The sequence below is a fragment of the Shewanella sp. 5_MG-2023 genome, from assembly GCF_030547465.1.
Lineage (GTDB): Bacteria > Pseudomonadota > Gammaproteobacteria > Enterobacterales > Shewanellaceae > Shewanella.
On record NZ_JAUORC010000008.1, the window covers coordinates 67,826 to 85,061 of the forward strand.

Below are 17,236 nucleotides of genomic sequence, written 5' to 3' on the forward strand. Positions count from 1 at the left end.
AAGTATACCGAGGTCAGGATGAGCAGTTGGGATCAGCGGGGAGACTATTTAGTTGAGGTTTCTCAAAGGTGCTTAAAAGGACATAAAATCTTTGATTTATGCCGTTCTCACTTGGTGAAAGCAAGTCAAATATCCAAAGGGACAATCTACAATCACTTCACCACTGAGGCTGATTTGATAGTGGCAGTTGGCTGTGCCCAGTTCGAGCAGTGGTTAGCGCAAATTGAGTCAGATACAGCAATGTACCCCGATCCCTATCAACGTTTTATTTTCCATCACTGCCAGCGTTTGTTTAGTATTTTATCTGAGCAACATTTTGTCATTGAGCGGGTTCTGCCCAATGAAACTCTACTGAATAATTGCAGCGATTATTATCGTCAACGTTATGAGAAATTGACCGCTGAGTCTTATCGCTGGAATGAAAATACCATACGTGAAATAGGTGAAGTGGCAGGCTTTGACCGGGTTGAGTTGGTGATGAATTACTTACGCGGCGCAGTAATTAATATCGATGATGGCCATAAGCAGCATGATGACCCTAAGCTGTATCATCAATTTAGTTATGCGTTAACGCAATTGCTAGGTCACTCAGCAAAACGTATCCCCACAGAAAAAGATTTTAAAAGCTGGCTGAAAACCAAAGTGCATACTGCACATTAAGCTGTCAAAAATAAGCGATTTTGATTTTGTAGTTAAAAAAAGCGATAAAAAAGCGAGAAATGACTTCTCGCTTTGCTTTAAATCATTATTTAACGATGACTTATCTCATGGTAACAAACTCTTCAGCACCAGTTGGATGAATCGCTACCACGGCGTCAAAGTCAGCTTTAGTTGCGCCCATTTTCATGGCTACGCCGAAACCTTGTAAGATTTCATCCATACCAAAACCGATACCGTGAATCCCCACAACCACTTCCGTGTCGCCAGCGCAAATCAGCTTCATTTTACAAGCTTGACGATGGGCGGTAACCGCTGTGTACATAGAGGTAAAGCCTGAGCTGTATACCTTAACGTTGGCTTCACCATATTGCTCAATAGCTTCTGGTTCAGTTAAGCCCATAGTGCCAATTGGCGGGTGGCTGAATACCACGGTAGGAATAACCGAGTAATCCATTTTGGCATCTGTCATGCCGTTAAATAGACGCTCTGATAATAAGCGCCCAGCTTTAACTGCAACTGGCGTCAGTTCAACACCGCCTTCCATGATGTCACCAACACAATAAATACCTTTTGCGGTGGTATTCTGCTGTGCATCGGTAACCACGTAACCTTTAGGATTTAGGGTGACATCAGTATTTTCTAGACCAATGTTGCCAGTTGATGGGCTGCGACCAATGGCCCAAATTAAGCAATCAATCGTGAGTGACTCACCGTTTTCAAGCTCTAACGTTAAGCTGCCATCAGTATTTTTAGTCACTGATTTTGGAATACTATGAGTGTGAAGTTTAGGGCCATCAGTTGCCATTGCTTCAACTAAGGTTTCAATTAAAATAGGGTCGAAATTACGTAGCGGGGCGTGTTTGCGCACTAATAAATGGGTTTCGCTGCCAAGGGCGTGTAATACACCGGCAACTTCTACCGCAATGTAACCAGCACCAACAACAGCAACGCGTTTAGGTTGTTCACGTAAAGCAAAGAAACCGTCAGAGTCAATACCGTATTCAGCACCAGGAATGTTAGGAATAGTCGGCGCGCCGCCAGTGGCAATAGTAATATGGTCAGCGGTGTATTGCTCGCCGTTCACTTCAATAGTGTTACTGTTAATGAAGCGACCGTAACCATTTACTAAGGTGACTTTATTGTTAGCAAAGCCGCGCCCATAGGCATCGTGAATACGGCTAATATAGGCTTCGCGATTATCAACTAAGGTATTCCAGTCAAACTTATTTACCGTGACATCAAAGCCATAATCTTTTGCATATAGGTTCATTGCTTCGGCGACATGTGCGCCATACCACATGACTTTTTTAGGTACACAACCCACATTTACACAGGTACCGCCAACATGCTTGGCTTCAATTACTAATACCTTGGCGCCGCGCTGTGCGGCACGGTTTGCTGAAGCGATACCGCCACTACCTGCGCCTAGGCAGATATAGTCAAAATGTTGAGCCATGTTAACCCTCTCTAATTGTATTTTTACAGCTTGTTATTTGGAGGTTTTTACCTCGAACAAGTGGTTTCTTAGGATAAGAATATTTCATTTGCAGCCATTGTAGGGCGGAATTCAGCCACAAGCTAGTCTCCTAGGCCGCTTAAGTCGGGAATTGGTTTTACGGTGGCTAAAAAGTTTTTATGGTTTGTTTAGCGCCGATACTGACATTGGGAGTATTGCTCTTGGCTTGGGCCTGAGGTTGAGCATTGCAAGCAATCCCACTCAGTTTGTCGATGAGATAGCTCAGTTTCAACATGTTCTGAGTAGTGCCTTTTTAATTGCACCCTCAGTTGTTTAATCCGATTACCTAGCCAGCGACAACTGGGGTCGTTAGCGGTCTTTTTTGCTAGTCTGAGCGGTTTATTTTTGCTGGTGGCTTTTTTATTGTTTGCGGTGCTTGTATCACGCTTTACTGCTTGCTGAGTAGACGACGGTTCTAGCAGCATCTCATCAGCAGAATAGTCCAGCGCTGATTGTGTGGCGGGTAGCTCGATTGCTTGACCTTGATGATCAAGTACCACATTCATCGGCAATGACTTCATTGATAGTGATGCTTGGTTGGGTTGCTTGTTCTCGCTGGCCGGTTTACTGATTAATTGCTCAAATTCGTTGGCCTGAGGTGAGTCAATGGTCATAAATAATGGCGCTATTTGGCTAATTATAAACACAAAAATAAGCGGGAAAATCCCTTTCAATATGGTCATAAGCATTCCTTTGCTTCAAGTGAGTCATGGTTCACCCGCTTAGCTTAGAATATGCGGTAGACTTTCGCCATAAATCTATGGGCGTTTTTTACGCTATTTTTATAAAGCTTTAGAAACTAAAGGTTTAGAAACTAAAGCTTAAATTAACCCCTGCATAAGTTTGATCTAAACTGCCCGTGACGCCTTCATTGCGGGCTTGCTGCTTAATATCTTCCATTGCAATCGAGTGACTAACATGGGCGCTAATAGCAATTTCTGAGCTGATTTCATAACCCGCTTCAACTCCGAACTGAAAATGATTGGCACCATCGTAGTCTTGGCTGGCATAGCGAAAATCAAACCCTTGAGTCACATAGGGCGTAACCGAGAAACGTTCACCTATTTGCCATGGGCTATGTAAACTCAGTTCAACAAAATAACCACTGGCCTCGGTGGCAAAGGTATAAGCCAGCGAAGGAATTAACCAAGGCACACCGACGTAGGCAATTTCAGCAAATAATTCATTATCGTTAGCGCGCTCATCACCATAAAATTCAAGTCGTTGGTAGCCGATTAAGGTTTCTAAATCGTCATGGAGCTGCAAACTATATTCAACACCAAAATTCCATTCAGTGTAATGGGTGCTGTCTCCACGCCCGACAACTGCATAAGTGGTTAGGTTACCCGTTTCTATGGCTGCGCCAGCCCAATAGATGCCGCCATCTTCAAGGTTGTCACGTCCTTCAGAGATGTATTTTGAGTCCCAACCTAAATCAACTGCAACAGCGATATCATTGGCATTAGCGGCTGACATGAAAGGAGAAATACTCAATAGGGATACAGCTAACAATGACAATGTTGGTTTCATATTTAGTATCAGACTCAAAAGGAATTAATTTTTAATGAGAATACATTAACTTTCTCAAATAAAAATGATAACGAGTACGATTTGTGATCAACTTGTCGAATATTTGTTTATAAAAAGTGGCTGACTGAGGTTGAGATCTTATTCACAGTTATTGTGTTGGCTTTCAGTTAGTGAGTGATAATTGCGCTGCTGGCATTTAGTTAATGCACTTAGGGGTTAACAATGGTTGGTCACTATGATGCTTTTATCCTGCTTATGATGATTGCTTACCCTTGAAATTCGCCACTTTAACCCCTATTAACAATGAAGGTGATATTGAATCGACTTCCCGAGGAATCAAAGATGAGCAACCCATTGCTAAGTGACACTGAACTGCCGCAGTTTTCGAAAATCAAAGCGGAGCATATCCAGCCAGCAGTTGAGCAGGCTATTGCAACTTGTCGAAGTAAAATTGAACAAGTGCTAAGCAATAACTCTGTTTACACTTGGGAAAACTTAATTGCCCCCCTTGAAGAAGTGGACGATCAATTAAGCAAAATTTGGTCGCCAGTATCACACATGAACTCAGTGGTTAGCACTGATGAATGGCGCGAAGCGCACGATGCATGCTTACCGTTATTATCTGAATATGGCACTTTTGTGGGTCAGCACCAAGGGTTATACCAAGCTTATAAATCATTGCAACAATCTGACGGTTTTGCAAAGCTTACTACCCCGCAGCAAACCTTATTGACCCATAGTTTACGTGACTTTGAGTTATCGGGTATTGGCTTAAATGATGAGCAAAAACTGCGCTATGGCGAAATAGTAAAACGCCTATCAGAGCTTACCAGTAATTTTTCAAATCAACTGCTTGATGCAACCCAAGCATGGACTAAGCTGATTACCGATGACACTGAATTAGCGGGTTTACCTGATTCAGCTATTGCGGCAGCTAAAGCAATGGCAGAGGCCAAAGAGCTACAAGGCTGGTTATTTACGCTAGACTTCCCTTCATATTTACCGGTAATGACCTACAGCGAAAATCGTCAATTACGTGAAGAATGCTATCGCGCATTTGTCACCCGCGCATCGGATCAAGGCCCCAATGCAGGCGAATTTGATAACAGTGCCAATATGGACGAAATCTTGGCGTTGCGTCATGAGTTAGCCCAGCTATTGGGTTTTGACAGCTATGCTGATAAATCTTTAGCAACTAAAATGGCCAATGATCCTAGTCAAGTATTGTCATTTTTAAATGAATTAGCCCTACGCTCAAAAGATCAAGCCAAAGCTGAACTTGCTGAGTTAAAAGCTTTCGCTAAAGAGCATTATGATGTGACTGAAATGGCATCGTGGGACTTAAGTTTCTACGCAGAAAAATTACAGCACCACAAGTACGAAGTTTCTCAAGAACTACTACGTCCATATTTTCCTGAAAACACAGTGCTATCAGGCTTGTTCTACACAGTGTCACGCCTGTTTGGCTTAACCATTGAAGAGCAACATGAGTTTGATAAGTGGCATGATGATGTGCGTTTCTTCCACATTTATGATGCTGATAAAGTCCATCGTGGCAGTTTCTACCTAGATTTATACGCTCGCAGCGGCAAACGCGGCGGCGCTTGGATGGATGACTGTCGTGGTCGCCGCGTTACATCCACAGGTTTGCAAAAGCCTGTGGCCTATTTAACCTGTAACTTTAATGGCCCAGTGGACGGTAAACCTGCTTTATTCACCCATGATGAAGTGACCACCTTATTCCATGAATTTGGTCATGGTATTCACCATATGCTGACTCAAATTGAAGTGGGCGGCGTATCGGGTATCGATGGTGTGCCTTGGGATGCGGTAGAGCTGCCAAGTCAGTTTATGGAAAACTGGTGCTGGCAAGAAGAGGCATTAGCGAAAATTTCAGGTCATTTTGAAACCGGCGAGCCATTACCAAAAGCTTTATTGGATAAAATGCTGGCGGCAAAGAACTTTCAATCTGGGATGATGATGTTACGCCAACTTGAGTTCTCATTGTTTGATTTTAGAATGCACCATGAGTTTGATGTAGCTAAAGGCGCAGATATTCAAGGCATTTTAGATGAAGTTCGTAGCCAAGTAGCGGTGAATGTGCCACCGGCATTTAATCGTTTTCAACATGGTTTTGCGCACATTTTTGCTGGTGGCTATGCTGCGGGTTACTACAGCTATAAATGGGCTGAAGTATTATCGGCAGATGCGTTTTCTCGTTTTGAAGACGAAGGTATTTTTAACCCTGAAACCGGTAAAAGCTTCTTAAATAACATCTTAGAAATGGGTGGCAGTGAAGAGCCAATGACCTTATTTGTACGCTTTATGGGTCGTGAACCTAATACCGATGCACTATTGCGTCACTCAGGTATTAACGCCTAGTGAGTTAAGCTTTCGAGAGTTATGACTATTTCAAGGGTGCCTTAGGGCACCTTTTTATTATTTAAAGATCACACAGTTTCATTTTAAGTCACTAAATATGCTTAATTTATTGTTGTGAATGCACTAGAATGTTGCTGATAAAAATTAGAATGGAATCGTATTTTGACCGCACAAGTTGAACAAATATTTTTTAGTTTAATGCCAGGTAATTTGGTTGATCTACAAATAAACTCCCCGGTTAAATTTAGAACTAAAGCCACGTTAGTGGGCTACGAGATTGGTAAGTATATTATTCTCAAACATCCAGCTCCGCTTCAGATGAATAATCATCAAGATGTTTTTGCTCATGGTAATGGTGTGGTCGTGCGTTATTTGTTGGAAGGCCAGCAAGGTGAGTGTTTTGCATTTAAAACCACCATTAGAAACATCACTAAATTTCCTGAAAAATTCATATTTCTCACCTATCCCAAAGAAATTGAGAATCGTCAATTACGCACCCATCAACGCTTTGTGACCCATTTACCGTCTTCAATACAGGCAAGAGAAGACAGTGAAGGTAAGCTCGGCTCTGAACTCAAAGGGATCATTGCTGATATCTCTGCGAAAGGTTGTGGCTTTCTGTTTAAGACCGACAATGAAAACCTAAAAGTGAATGAGAAGGAGATCTTCGTCAATATTCGCAACGCCAATGACACGAATATCACCATACCAGCCAAAGTATGTAATAGCCGTTTTGAAAATGGCAAAGTCAATGTAGGTATTAAGTTTGAAGATAATGATCCGAAAATTAAACAGCTTTTAAACCAGTTATTTATCGACTTGTAAGCATGATTTAGAGTTCATCTAATTGGCCGACATATTACTGTCGGTTTTTTTATGACTGCAGCTTATAAATCAATTTTTATCATTATCTAATCAACAGAGGCAATTATCGTTTAACGGTAATTAGTTGCTGTTAATTATTAATTCTGTTAACGTTTAATTAACTTTAGCCGACCCTAAATTAATCATGGATAGAATAGTTTTACTTAGTAAATGGATTAAATTACTTATTATATTTTTAGCCTTGCTACAAATCAGTAGTTATGGCGCCACTATGGTATTTGGTGAGTTTCGAGAAGGCGAATACGTAATGACGATCGACTGGTGGGGCTGGTTTAACAGTTACCTGGCTGTCGACTTTGGTGCGCCGTGGAAAATCCTAGCCGAGACACTTTATGCTGAAGGTTTTCATGCTGGAGTGATATTAGGTAGCGTCGAAATTTTACCCTACTTACTTATTTATACTTTTTTATATCAGTTATTTGACCTTTATCAGCAAGGCTTAGTGTTCACAAAAAACAACTTCCGTTGCTTACGTCATATCGCGCTGGTATTTGTTTGGTGGATTGTATTGAGCCTGTTTTACCCGATGATTGTGGCTTCTGTACTGCACTTTAGCGGTCTCAGTAGTGCAGTGCCGATTTACTTTAGCCTTGGTAGTTATGAACTTAAGTTTGCCTTGTTCGGGCTAGTTTTTTATTGCATCGCATGGGTGATGAAGCATGCGACTGAATTACAACAAGAGGCAGATCTGACAATTTAATGGCCATAATTATTGAACTCGATGTGATGTTGGCAAAACGGAAAATGAAGTCAACTGAACTGGCTGAACTCGTTGGGATTACGCCACAAAATCTATCGGTGCTGAGAAGTGGCCGCGCTAAAGCTATCCGGTTTTCGACGTTAGATGCGATTTGCCAGCATTTAGCGTGTTCACCGGGTGATATTTTACTGTATCAGGATGAAACCTAGACCGTTTTTTATAAAGGAAGATGAGATGAAAAGTTTGATTAAAAATATATTCTCTGGGGCCGTAGTTGGCTGCATGATATTGATGACAACCGCTTGTACCATAAGGATCAGTGAAGATACGTTTATTGTTAGTGATGAGCAACCAGCCGCCTATCAAACTGATTTTGTTGATCAATTACAGCAAGTCATGCCTAATAATACCATTACGCCAGTGAGTATTGATGCCAGCGAACAAGTCAGGTTGAAAGGCTTTTACATCGATAACCCTACAAGTGATACGACCTTGATGTTTTTTCAAGGTAACGGCATGAAAATTGAGCCTGACAGCTTATCAATATTAACCAGACTATCAGAACTCAACACCGATATTTTCATTGTTGATCGTCGTGGATTAGGGGCCAGTGAAGGTCAGCCTCGAATTGAAAATTTAATCGCCGATGCACAGTTGCAACTTGACTATTTACACCAGCATTACCCAACAAATAAAGTCATTGTGCATGGCTATTCTCTAGGCAGTTTCATTGCTGCGCAATTAGTAAAAACCAATAGTGTCGACGCATTAGTATTACAAGGCTCTGCCACCAATGTTGATGATTGGATTGATGAGAAAACACCTTGGTATCTATTATTTACCCGTATCGAAATGCCTGAAGATTTCCGTAAAGCAGATAATGAGCAAGTGGTCGCGCAATACTACCAAGGCCCATTACTGGTCATTGGTGCAGAGAATGATGATCAAGTACCAGCAGAGTTGTCTGAAAAATTATTTGATGCGAGTCAGTCAGAGGTTAAAGCGTTAATTATGGTGCCAAATACTGGTCACCAAGGAATGCTAGATAACGCTCACGCGATGAGCCGCTATCAAGCGTTTGTGAATAACTTATAAAGCTGAAAATTAAAAAGAGACGTATATTCGTCTCTTTTTACCATTTTATTTATAACAGAGCTTTGAAATAGATGCTCTTTATAAACAAGCCTTAGGCTAACTTCAAATCATATTGCAAGCGATACATCACCATATCTTCAATGGTCAATACTGGCATATTGTGCTTTAAACCAAAGGCGACAATTTCAGGCGCTTTGGCCATAGTGCCGTCTTCGTTCGTTACTTCACACAAAACACCTGCAGGAGATAAACCGGCCATTTGCATTAAATCAACCGTGCCTTCAGTGTGACCACGGCGAGCCATAACGCCACCTGCACGCGCGCGCAGTGGAAATACATGTCCCGGACGAGCGAGGTCGCTGGCTTTCGCATTTACTGCTGTAGCCGTTTTTACTGTCGTTACTCGATCTTGAGCTGAAACGCCTGTAGTCACTCCTTCTTTAGCTTCAATTGAAACCGTAAAAGCAGTTTGGTTAGCACTGTTATTGTCTTGCACCATTGGCGGCAGTTCAAGTTTGTTGGCTTGCTCGTCCGTTAAACATAAACACACAATGCCGCTGCATTCGCGGATCATTAATGCCATTTGTTTTGCGGTTAAGTGCTCGGCTGAATAAATGATGTCACCTTCGTTTTCACGATCTTCATCATCGAGTAATAACACACCGTTACCTAATCGTAAGGCGGCTAAGGCTTTTTCAACACGTTCGATTGGATCACCAAATGGCGAAAGTAGTGTTAGCTGATTCATGGTTTACTCCTAAAAAAATACCAGAATCAGGGCTTTGAAGAGTGGCTTTACGCCAAACGAAATGCACCAGCATACCTAAGTAGTGGTGTTTTCTATTCTCTTTCATCCGGACTATAACCGTCGGCTCTGGACTGTTAGGCGTACTTCATGTGAAAACATGGCCTAAGTCACCAGATCTGCTGACCTCGAAAAATATCGAGCGCTCGCGGGCTCATCTTGGCGCATTTAGTCGCCTCGATTTACCGCCGGTGGGGAATTGCGCCCCGCCCTGAGAATTTAAATTGTGATGCTTAATAAAGTTAAGCGCGGCCATTTTATGGCAAAAATGACTATAAAAAAAGGGCTTATGCTCACAGTCTTAGATATAAAATGTCATCAAGAGTGGGGCGTTTTAGGGGGTGACTGGATAATTTTGTGAACAAACTTGCTCGCTGGTATGACCTCTGATAGCCTTTGCCGCTGACAAAGGAGTTGTAGCCCCATGAATTTATATTTTCGTCTGTTTTGGTTGTTTGTCTGGCGTATTCGTCACTGTAATCACATCGATTTTTTAGGTACCAGTCGTATTTCATATCGCGCATTACCGCTCGATTGCGATATCAATATGCATCTTACTAATTCTCGCTATCCTGCCTTTTTAGATTTAGCTCGTACTTATATGATTGCTGAAATGGGTTTAATGAAGCGATTTTTAAAACTTAAATGGCTGCCCATTGTAAACGCATCTGAGTTTACCTTTATTAAAGATATTAAGCCGCTGGAGAAATTTGACATTGAAACCAAGATAGTTGGTTGGGATGAGAAATATTTCTATATTGAGCAGCGCTTTGTATCTAATCGTGGGGTTCATTGTATTGCCCATGTGCGTGGTGTGTTTGTTTGCAAAGGTAAGCAAGTGCCTATCAGTAAGTTAATTGCCGAAGCGGGCTACGACGGCGCTATGCCAGTAATGACTGCTGAAGTGGTTAAGTGGAAACAATTTCTGCAAGTAAAAAAAGATCAGAATATTGCCCCTAAGCTGAGTCAGGTAGCATAATAAGCGCTAGTCATTTATTTAACGGGGTTAGCTTGTGGCCAAATTAGAAAAATTCAGCGATATTTTTGACCGCGCCAGTGAGCGAAAAGGTGGCAGTAAGGCGTTAGCTCATTTATTGCCTCTGACCCTTGAAGCGGATGAGATTGGTCAATTTTCTGATGCACAACTTTTGTCTGCCATGAGCAAGCAAGTGTTTCAAAGTGGCTTTGTGTGGCGGGTGGTTGAGAATAAATGGCCTGCGTATGAAAAAGCCTTCTTTGATTTTGAACCGTTTAAAGTATTAATGCTGTCACCGGATCAAATTCAGCAGCGCGCCACTGACGCAACGCTTATTCGCCATCAAAAGAAAACCCAATCTATTGTTGATAATGCCTATATGGTGCAGCAAATTGCGGCTGAGCATGGCAGCTTTGCTGAGTTTATTGCTAATTGGCCATCGGAAGATATCACAGGACTTTGGCAAGTATTAAAAAAGAAAGGCAGTCGTTTAGGTGGCAATACTGGGCCGTATTTTTTACGTAATGTGGGTAAGGATACGTTTTTATTAACCACTGATGTGCAGTCATATCTCAAAGCCACTAAGGTGGTTGATGCCGGATTTACCTCGCAAACGGCATTGCGCCAATCCCAAGCGGCTTTTAACCACTGGCAGCAAGAGTCAGGACTCACCTTGGCTGAAATAAGCCGCATTATTTCACTTAGTGTGGGTGAAAATAGGCTTTAAACCTCATAACGGGCTAAAAACATTGTTGCCGTTTCATCGGCTAAATGCTGCCGTTGTTGATCATTTAACAGTGCGCAACAGGTTAAAATGTGCGGCCAAAAACACTGGCCTTTGATCAAATGCAATAGTTGCTCATTGGCAAAAGTAGCATCTTCAACCTCAATCCTTCCATCAATTGCAGCGGCTTTTATCCAGCGTAATAATGCCGTTTCATGCAGTTTCATTTTTTCTATTTCACGGCACATCTCTTCACTATTGTAAAACAAATGCCCAATAGCGACTCGGGCCATATCAATATGCTCTTGAGAGTTGATGAATTGAATTTCGGTCAAAATGATGGCTGACAATTGCGAAAGCAGTGCCTGTTGAGGTTGATATTGCTCTTGATTGCTGGCCATGGCTTCAAACCATAACTCACTAACTAGGTGCATGACTAAGGCTTCTTTAGTGGCGAAGTGGTTGTAAACAGTGCGCTTAGACACTTGCGCCTCTTCTGCCAGTTTATCCATGCTGGTCGCCGCAACCCCCAGTTTTTTGAACATCCGCTTGGCTGCGTCAACGATGGCCTCATGCTTTTGCTGGCTGAGGGTTTTCTTGGTTATTGTCATATCTGTTTACAAATCTTCGCTGGGAGTCGTGCAAGTATATTACACTGAGTAGTTTACTTTTCAACATTAAATCAATAAACTGCACCGTGTAGTTTACATTTGCTGTATGAATGTTGAACTGCTACATGCTATTAGTTCAGCCATTTATGGCAATGAGCATTATGATCATTTTAATAAAGCCGTCGTATTGGTTTCAAAGATTGGCAAAATATTTTAATGCCTCAATCAATAAGTAGACTATCTTTTTATTGATTGAAGCATTCCTGACCGTTTTAGTGTCGCAACAAGGTGGTAAAAAGCAGGTGAGCTCAGGTTCGTCGTAACCTCAGCTGAGTGCATTACCTCACCTTGGTATATTTGAGCGCTATATCAATTTATAGGCAAGTTGGGATAGCTAAGGCTAAAAAATAAACTATTCTTTAATGGCGATGGTGCTTACCAATCTGCGCTTAAGATATTTGTTAGCTTTGACGGGATATGTTTATTTTATCAGAAGGCTAGTGATCGTGGTCTAGTCAGCGTATGACAACTTACGCTGCTGTGGTTAAGCAGTATAAAGCATCCTGACAAGGCTCATGATGGTGGCGGGATATGCTGATTAACTCTGTATTCGTGCTACAAGTGCCACAATTAATATTGTAGGTAGGTATTTTTTCAGGATTTAATACTAGGCGCACACCTTTTTTGATTAGAATGTTGTATATTTACGCACTTTTAAAAGTGAGCTAGTTAACCTTTTTGTAACACTTTCGTGTGTATTTTTTGTTGTTGCTACAGCTAAGTCAACAAAGCGTATACAAAGTATCTAAGTTTATTATTTGTTTACAATTTATAATTTTTTAATTGGTTGTAATGGTTGTTGAGCTCGCAAGTGTATGGGATAACAACGTCCATTAAAATTTCAAGCTTAAAACGTTGAAAAACGTTGAAATATATATCCAGCAAATATTTACCCTTCAAACAAGGTGAAATTTACTGATGATGTCATTAGGAGTAGGAGCAGTCATGCGCAAAGCACTGAAAATAGCCTCAGTTATCACTGCGGCTTTATGGATTACCGCTTGTGGTCAAGCCGAACAAGGCCAAGGCCAACAAAAAGCACCACCCGCACCAGTAGGGGTGATGAGTGTGACTGAGCAATCTCAAGCCATTTATGTTGAATTACCAGGTCGTAGTCGTGCTTTTTTAGAAGCGGAAGTACGCCCACAGGTATCAGGCATCATCACCAACCGTGGTTTTGTTGAAGGTAAAGATGTCGAAGCGGGTCAGTCACTGTATCAAATTGACTCTGCAACTTACAAAGCTGCTTTAGTTAGCGCAGAAGCAGATTTAGCCAGCGCGAATGCAGCCTTGGCTTCTGCGAAAGCTACAGCAGACCGTTATGCAGCCTTGGTTAAAACTAATGCTATTAGTGCCCAAGACTTTGATGAAGCTGATGCAGCCTACAAAGAAGCAATCGCTAAGGTGACTGTTGCTGAGGCAGCAATTAATACTGCTAAAATCAACCTTGAATACACAGAAGTACGTGCACCAATCTCTGGTCGTATTGGCACATCAAGTGTCACTCCTGGTGCACTAGTTACTGCTAATCAATCAAATACACTGGCGAAAATTCAGCAACTTGATCCAATCAATATCGATATTGCTCAATCAAGTGCACAACTATTACGTCTTAAGTCAAAACTTAGACAAGGCAAGTTACAGCAAAGCGAAAATGCTGAAGTGACCCTTATTCTTGAAGACGGTAGCACTTACGAGAACGTAGGTACATTGCAGTTCTCTGAAGTGAGCGTCAATGAAGCAACAGGTTCGGTGATTATCCGTGCTGAATTCCCTAACCCTGATGGGGTGTTGTTGCCTGGTATGTATGTGCGCGCGATTTTAAATGCCGGACAAGATCCATCAGCCATTTTAGTGCCGCAAAAAGCCATTACCCGTAACACAAAAGGTGAAGCGGTAGCTATGATTGTTAATGCTGATAATCAAGCTGAAGCGCGCGTGGTGAAAACAGCAGAGGTGATTAATCACCAATGGCGTATTACTGAAGGCTTAAAGGCTGGCGACAAATTGATTGTCGAAGGTCTGCAAAAAGTTCGTCCTGGCGCTGAAGTTGCTCCACAAGTTTTAACCGAAAACACTCCAACTAAATAGGGTAACGTTATGGCTCGTTTCTTTATCGATCGCCCTATTTTTGCATGGGTGATCTCAATTCTAATCATGTTGGCAGGGGTCTTAGCAATTAAAGATCTTCCTGTGGCGCAGTACCCGAGTATTGCACCGCCAACAGTTGAAATAACCGCGTTTTATCCTGGCGCGTCTGCAAAGACCATGGAAGATACAGTAACTCAGGTTATTGAACAACGTATGACGGGTATTGACCATCTGCGTTATATTGCCTCAAGCAGTGATAGTTTTGGTAATGCAAAAATCACCTTAACCTTTAATGCTGAAGCCGATCCGGATATTGCTCAAGTACAAGTGCAAAATAAGCTGCAAGCTGCGATGACCTTGTTACCGCAAGAGGTGCAATCTCAGGGTGTTAACGTGGTTAAATCAAGTGCTGGTTTCTTGATGGTTGCAGCGTTTGTATCTGAAGATGGTTCGCTGGATAAAACCGATATTGCCGATTATGTTGCTGCCAATATTCAAGATCCGTTAAGCCGTGTTGCTGGTGTAGGTGAATTGCAATTATTCGGAGCCCAATATGCAATGCGTATTTGGCTTGATCCGTTAAAGCTGACGCAATACAACTTAACTAGTATTGATGTTATGGCCGCGATTCGTGAGCAAAATGCGCAGATTTCAGCGGGTCAATTAGGTGGTGCGCCATCAATTGCTGGCCAAGAATTAAATGCGACCATTACTGCCCAAAGCCGTTTGCAAACTCCTGAGCAATTTAAAGGGATTATTCTCAAATCTGACACCTCTGGTGCTAACGTTTACCTGAGCGACGTAGCTCGCGTTGCACTGGGTTCTGAAAGCTACTCAGTGGAATCATTCTTTAACGGTAAACCCGCTGCTGGTATTGGTGTGCAGTTAGCCACAGGTGCTAACGCGCTTGATACCGCAAAAAATGTTCGTGAAATGCTTGCTGACTTGCAAACTTATTTCCCTGACAGCTTAGAGATTTATTACCCATATGACACTACGCCATTTGTTGAGAAATCAATTGAAGGTGTTGTGCATACCCTTATCGAAGCAGTGATTTTAGTGTTCCTGATCATGTATCTGTTCCTGCAGAACTTCAGAGCAACACTAATTCCAACGATTGCGGTACCCGTGGTATTACTTGGTACATTCGCCATTTTATCAGCGACTGGTTTCTCTATTAACACCTTAACCATGTTCGCTATGGTACTGGCTATTGGTCTGTTAGTAGATGATGCGATTGTTGTGGTGGAAAACGTCGAGCGTGTTATGTCTGAAGAGGGCTTAAGCCCACTTGAAGCCACCCGCAAATCGATGGATCAAATTACTGGCGCACTTGTGGGTATTGGTTTAACCCTGTCAGCAGTATTCGTACCTATGGCATTTATGTCAGGTTCAACTGGTGTTATTTATCGTCAGTTCTCGATTACGATTGTGTCTGCAATGGCGCTGTCTGTTTTAATCGCGATGATTTTAACCCCGGCATTATGTGCCACCATGCTTAAACCAATTCCAAAAGGCCATACCCATATTAATACTGGGTTCTTTGGCTGGTTTAACCGTAACTTTGATAAGTTAACCTCGCGCTATGAAGCGGGTGTAGCAAAAATCCTTAAGCGTACTGTGCGCATGATGGGTGTCTATCTTGTACTGGTTATCGCGACTGGTTGGATTTTCATGCGCATGCCAACAGCATTCTTGCCAGATGAAGACCAAGGCATCTTGTTTACCCAAGCAATTTTGCCAACTAACTCGACTCAAGAAAGCACCATGAAAGTGCTTGAGGATGTGAGTGACTATTACTTGGAAGAAGAAGGCGATATCGTTAAATCTGTATTTAGTGTTGCAGGTTTCAGTTTCGCTGGCTCTGGTCAAAACATGGGTATTGCTTTCGTCGGTCTTGAAGACTGGGCTGAACGTGGTGGTGAAGGGCAAGATGTTCAATCCTTGTCTAACCGTGCAATGGGTCGTTTCATGCAGATGAAAGACGCCTTAGTGTTTGCCTTTGTACCGCCAGCGGTAATTGAATTAGGCACGGCCAATGGTTTTGATATGTACCTGCAAGATCGTAGTGGTCAAGGTCATGAGGCGTTAATTGCAGCCCGTAATCAGTTATTAGGTATGGCAGCGCAGAATCCGAACCTTGTGGGCGTACGTCCTAATGGGCAAGAAGATGCACCTATGTACCAAATCCATGTTGATCAAGCTAAAATTCGCGCCTTAGGTGTGGATATCGATGATGTAAACAGTGTACTAGCAACCGCTTATGGTGGTTCGTATGTGAATGACTTTATCGACCGTGGTCGCGTTAAGAAAGTATACGTACAAGGTGATGCTGAATACCGTATGCAACCAAGTGATTTAGAAACCTGGTTTGTGCGTAACTCAAAAGGTGAAATGGTACCTTTCTCGGCCTTTACTACTGGTTCATGGGAATTTGGTTCGCCACAATTACAACGCTTTAACGGTTTACCAGCGGTCAATATTCAAGGTGCAACTATGCCCGGATATAGCTCTGGTGATGCAATGCTTGATTTCGAGAGAATGGTGCAAGATTTACCACCAGGGTTTGGTATCGAGTGGAATGGCTTATCTTATGAAGAGAGACTATCAGGTAACCAGGCTCCAGCGTTATACGCACTGTCTATTCTAGTGGTATTCCTTGTATTAGCGGCACTTTATGAAAGTTGGACGGTACCATTTGCGGTAATCCTAGTTGTGCCATTAGGGGTTATCGGGGCACTGCTGGCGATGAATGGTCGTGGTTTACCTAACGATGTATTTTTCCAAGTAGGTCTACTGACGACGGTAGGGCTGGCAACCAAGAATGCCATCTTGATTGTAGAATTCGCCAAAGACTTCTATGACAAGGGTGCAGGACTGGTTGAAGCGACTTTGCACGCAGTGCGAGTACGTTTACGTCCAATCTTGATGACATCTCTAGCCTTTGGTTTAGGTGTTGTACCGCTAGCAATTAGTACCGGTGTTGGTTCTGGTAGTAAGAATGCACTAGGTACAGGCGTACTTGGTGGCATGATGAGTTCTACCTTTATTGGTATCTTCTTAATCCCACTGTTCTTCGTGGTGGTTGAGAAAATCTTCAATAAGAAAGAGCGTAAAGGTTATGTACCACCTGAAACGAAAAGTGATTCAGCTGAATAAGCGCTAATCACTGTAGTTAATCTTAAAAAGCCCAGCAGATGC

15 protein-coding genes and 1 riboswitch are annotated in these 17,236 nt (G+C 42.4%); of the genes, 10 read left to right on the top strand and 5 right to left on the bottom strand.

Annotated features, from left to right (window positions below):
* The first annotated feature begins 18 nt into the window (after positions 1-18).
* Positions 19-660 carry a TetR/AcrR family transcriptional regulator gene (locus Q4557_RS06255; RefSeq protein WP_102439372.1) on the top strand — a complete coding sequence of 214 codons (642 nt, stop codon included), beginning with the start codon at positions 19-21 and terminating at the stop codon, positions 658-660.
* A 100-nt stretch (positions 661-760) separates the two neighbouring features.
* Here the strand turns inward: Q4557_RS06255 and gorA are convergent, their stop codons facing one another.
* From gorA to Q4557_RS06270, 3 genes are all read right to left on the bottom strand, one after another.
* Positions 761-2,116 carry a glutathione-disulfide reductase gene (gene gorA / locus Q4557_RS06260; RefSeq protein ID WP_102439373.1) on the bottom strand — a complete coding sequence of 452 codons (1,356 nt, stop codon included), beginning with the start codon at positions 2,114-2,116 and terminating at the stop codon, positions 761-763.
* Positions 2,117-2,304: 188 nt separating this feature from the next.
* On the bottom strand, positions 2,305-2,859 hold the full coding sequence (locus Q4557_RS06265; protein ID WP_303411436.1) for a hypothetical protein: 555 nt from the start codon (positions 2,857-2,859) through the stop codon (positions 2,305-2,307).
* A 124-nt stretch (positions 2,860-2,983) separates the two neighbouring features.
* On the bottom strand, positions 2,984-3,706 hold the full coding sequence (locus tag Q4557_RS06270; RefSeq protein ID WP_303411438.1) for a hypothetical protein: 723 nt from the start codon (positions 3,704-3,706) through the stop codon (positions 2,984-2,986).
* Positions 3,707-4,048: 342 nt separating this feature from the next.
* On the opposite strand from Q4557_RS06270, the gene prlC reads away from it, so the two are divergent.
* From prlC to Q4557_RS06295, 5 genes are all read left to right on the top strand, one after another.
* Positions 4,049-6,088, top strand: a complete 2,040-nt coding sequence (gene prlC, locus Q4557_RS06275) for an oligopeptidase A (RefSeq protein WP_102530968.1) — start codon at positions 4,049-4,051, stop codon at positions 6,086-6,088.
* Positions 6,089-6,250: 162 nt separating this feature from the next.
* Entirely contained in the window at positions 6,251-6,913 is a 663-nt protein-coding gene (locus Q4557_RS06280) for a flagellar brake protein (RefSeq protein ID WP_241903540.1), read from the top strand.
* A 184-nt stretch (positions 6,914-7,097) separates the two neighbouring features.
* Positions 7,098-7,673, top strand: a complete 576-nt coding sequence (locus Q4557_RS06285; protein ID WP_102475968.1) for a DUF2975 domain-containing protein — start codon at positions 7,098-7,100, stop codon at positions 7,671-7,673.
* Positions 7,673-7,882, top strand: coding sequence for a helix-turn-helix transcriptional regulator (locus Q4557_RS06290; protein ID WP_102439378.1), 210 nt, complete (start codon positions 7,673-7,675; stop codon positions 7,880-7,882). The genes Q4557_RS06285 and Q4557_RS06290 overlap by 1 nt, the downstream gene beginning before the upstream one ends.
* Positions 7,883-7,907: 25 nt before the next feature.
* Positions 7,908-8,768, top strand: a complete 861-nt coding sequence (locus Q4557_RS06295; protein ID WP_303411443.1) for an alpha/beta hydrolase — start codon at positions 7,908-7,910, stop codon at positions 8,766-8,768.
* A gap of 91 nt (positions 8,769-8,859) precedes the next feature.
* Here the strand turns inward: Q4557_RS06295 and ribB are convergent, their stop codons facing one another.
* Positions 8,860-9,516 (bottom strand): 3,4-dihydroxy-2-butanone-4-phosphate synthase, encoded by a 657-nt coding sequence (ribB, locus tag Q4557_RS06300; protein ID WP_303411445.1) that lies wholly within the window; start codon positions 9,514-9,516, stop codon positions 8,860-8,862.
* A 90-nt stretch (positions 9,517-9,606) separates the two neighbouring features.
* A riboswitch (FMN riboswitch) is annotated at positions 9,607-9,796 on the bottom strand.
* 201 nt (positions 9,797-9,997) lie between these two features.
* On the opposite strand from ribB, the gene Q4557_RS06305 reads away from it, so the two are divergent.
* Positions 9,998-10,552 (top strand): thioesterase family protein, encoded by a 555-nt coding sequence (locus tag Q4557_RS06305; RefSeq protein WP_102439381.1) that lies wholly within the window; start codon positions 9,998-10,000, stop codon positions 10,550-10,552.
* 34 nt (positions 10,553-10,586) lie between these two features.
* On the top strand, positions 10,587-11,276 hold the full coding sequence (locus Q4557_RS06310; protein ID WP_102439382.1) for a DNA-3-methyladenine glycosylase I: 690 nt from the start codon (positions 10,587-10,589) through the stop codon (positions 11,274-11,276).
* On the opposite strand, the gene Q4557_RS06315 is transcribed toward Q4557_RS06310, so the two are convergent.
* Complete coding sequence (locus Q4557_RS06315) at positions 11,273-11,884, bottom strand: TetR/AcrR family transcriptional regulator (RefSeq protein ID WP_303411448.1); 612 nt, start codon at positions 11,882-11,884, stop codon at positions 11,273-11,275. The genes Q4557_RS06310 and Q4557_RS06315 overlap by 4 nt on opposite strands.
* Before the next feature lie 1,005 nt (positions 11,885-12,889).
* On the opposite strand from Q4557_RS06315, the gene Q4557_RS06320 reads away from it, so the two are divergent.
* Entirely contained in the window at positions 12,890-14,035 is a 1,146-nt protein-coding gene (locus Q4557_RS06320) for an efflux RND transporter periplasmic adaptor subunit (RefSeq protein WP_102439384.1), read from the top strand.
* Between the two features lie 9 nt (positions 14,036-14,044).
* Positions 14,045-17,194, top strand: coding sequence for an efflux RND transporter permease subunit (locus tag Q4557_RS06325; RefSeq protein WP_102439385.1), 3,150 nt, complete (start codon positions 14,045-14,047; stop codon positions 17,192-17,194).
* Positions 17,195-17,236: the final 42 nt, after the last annotated feature.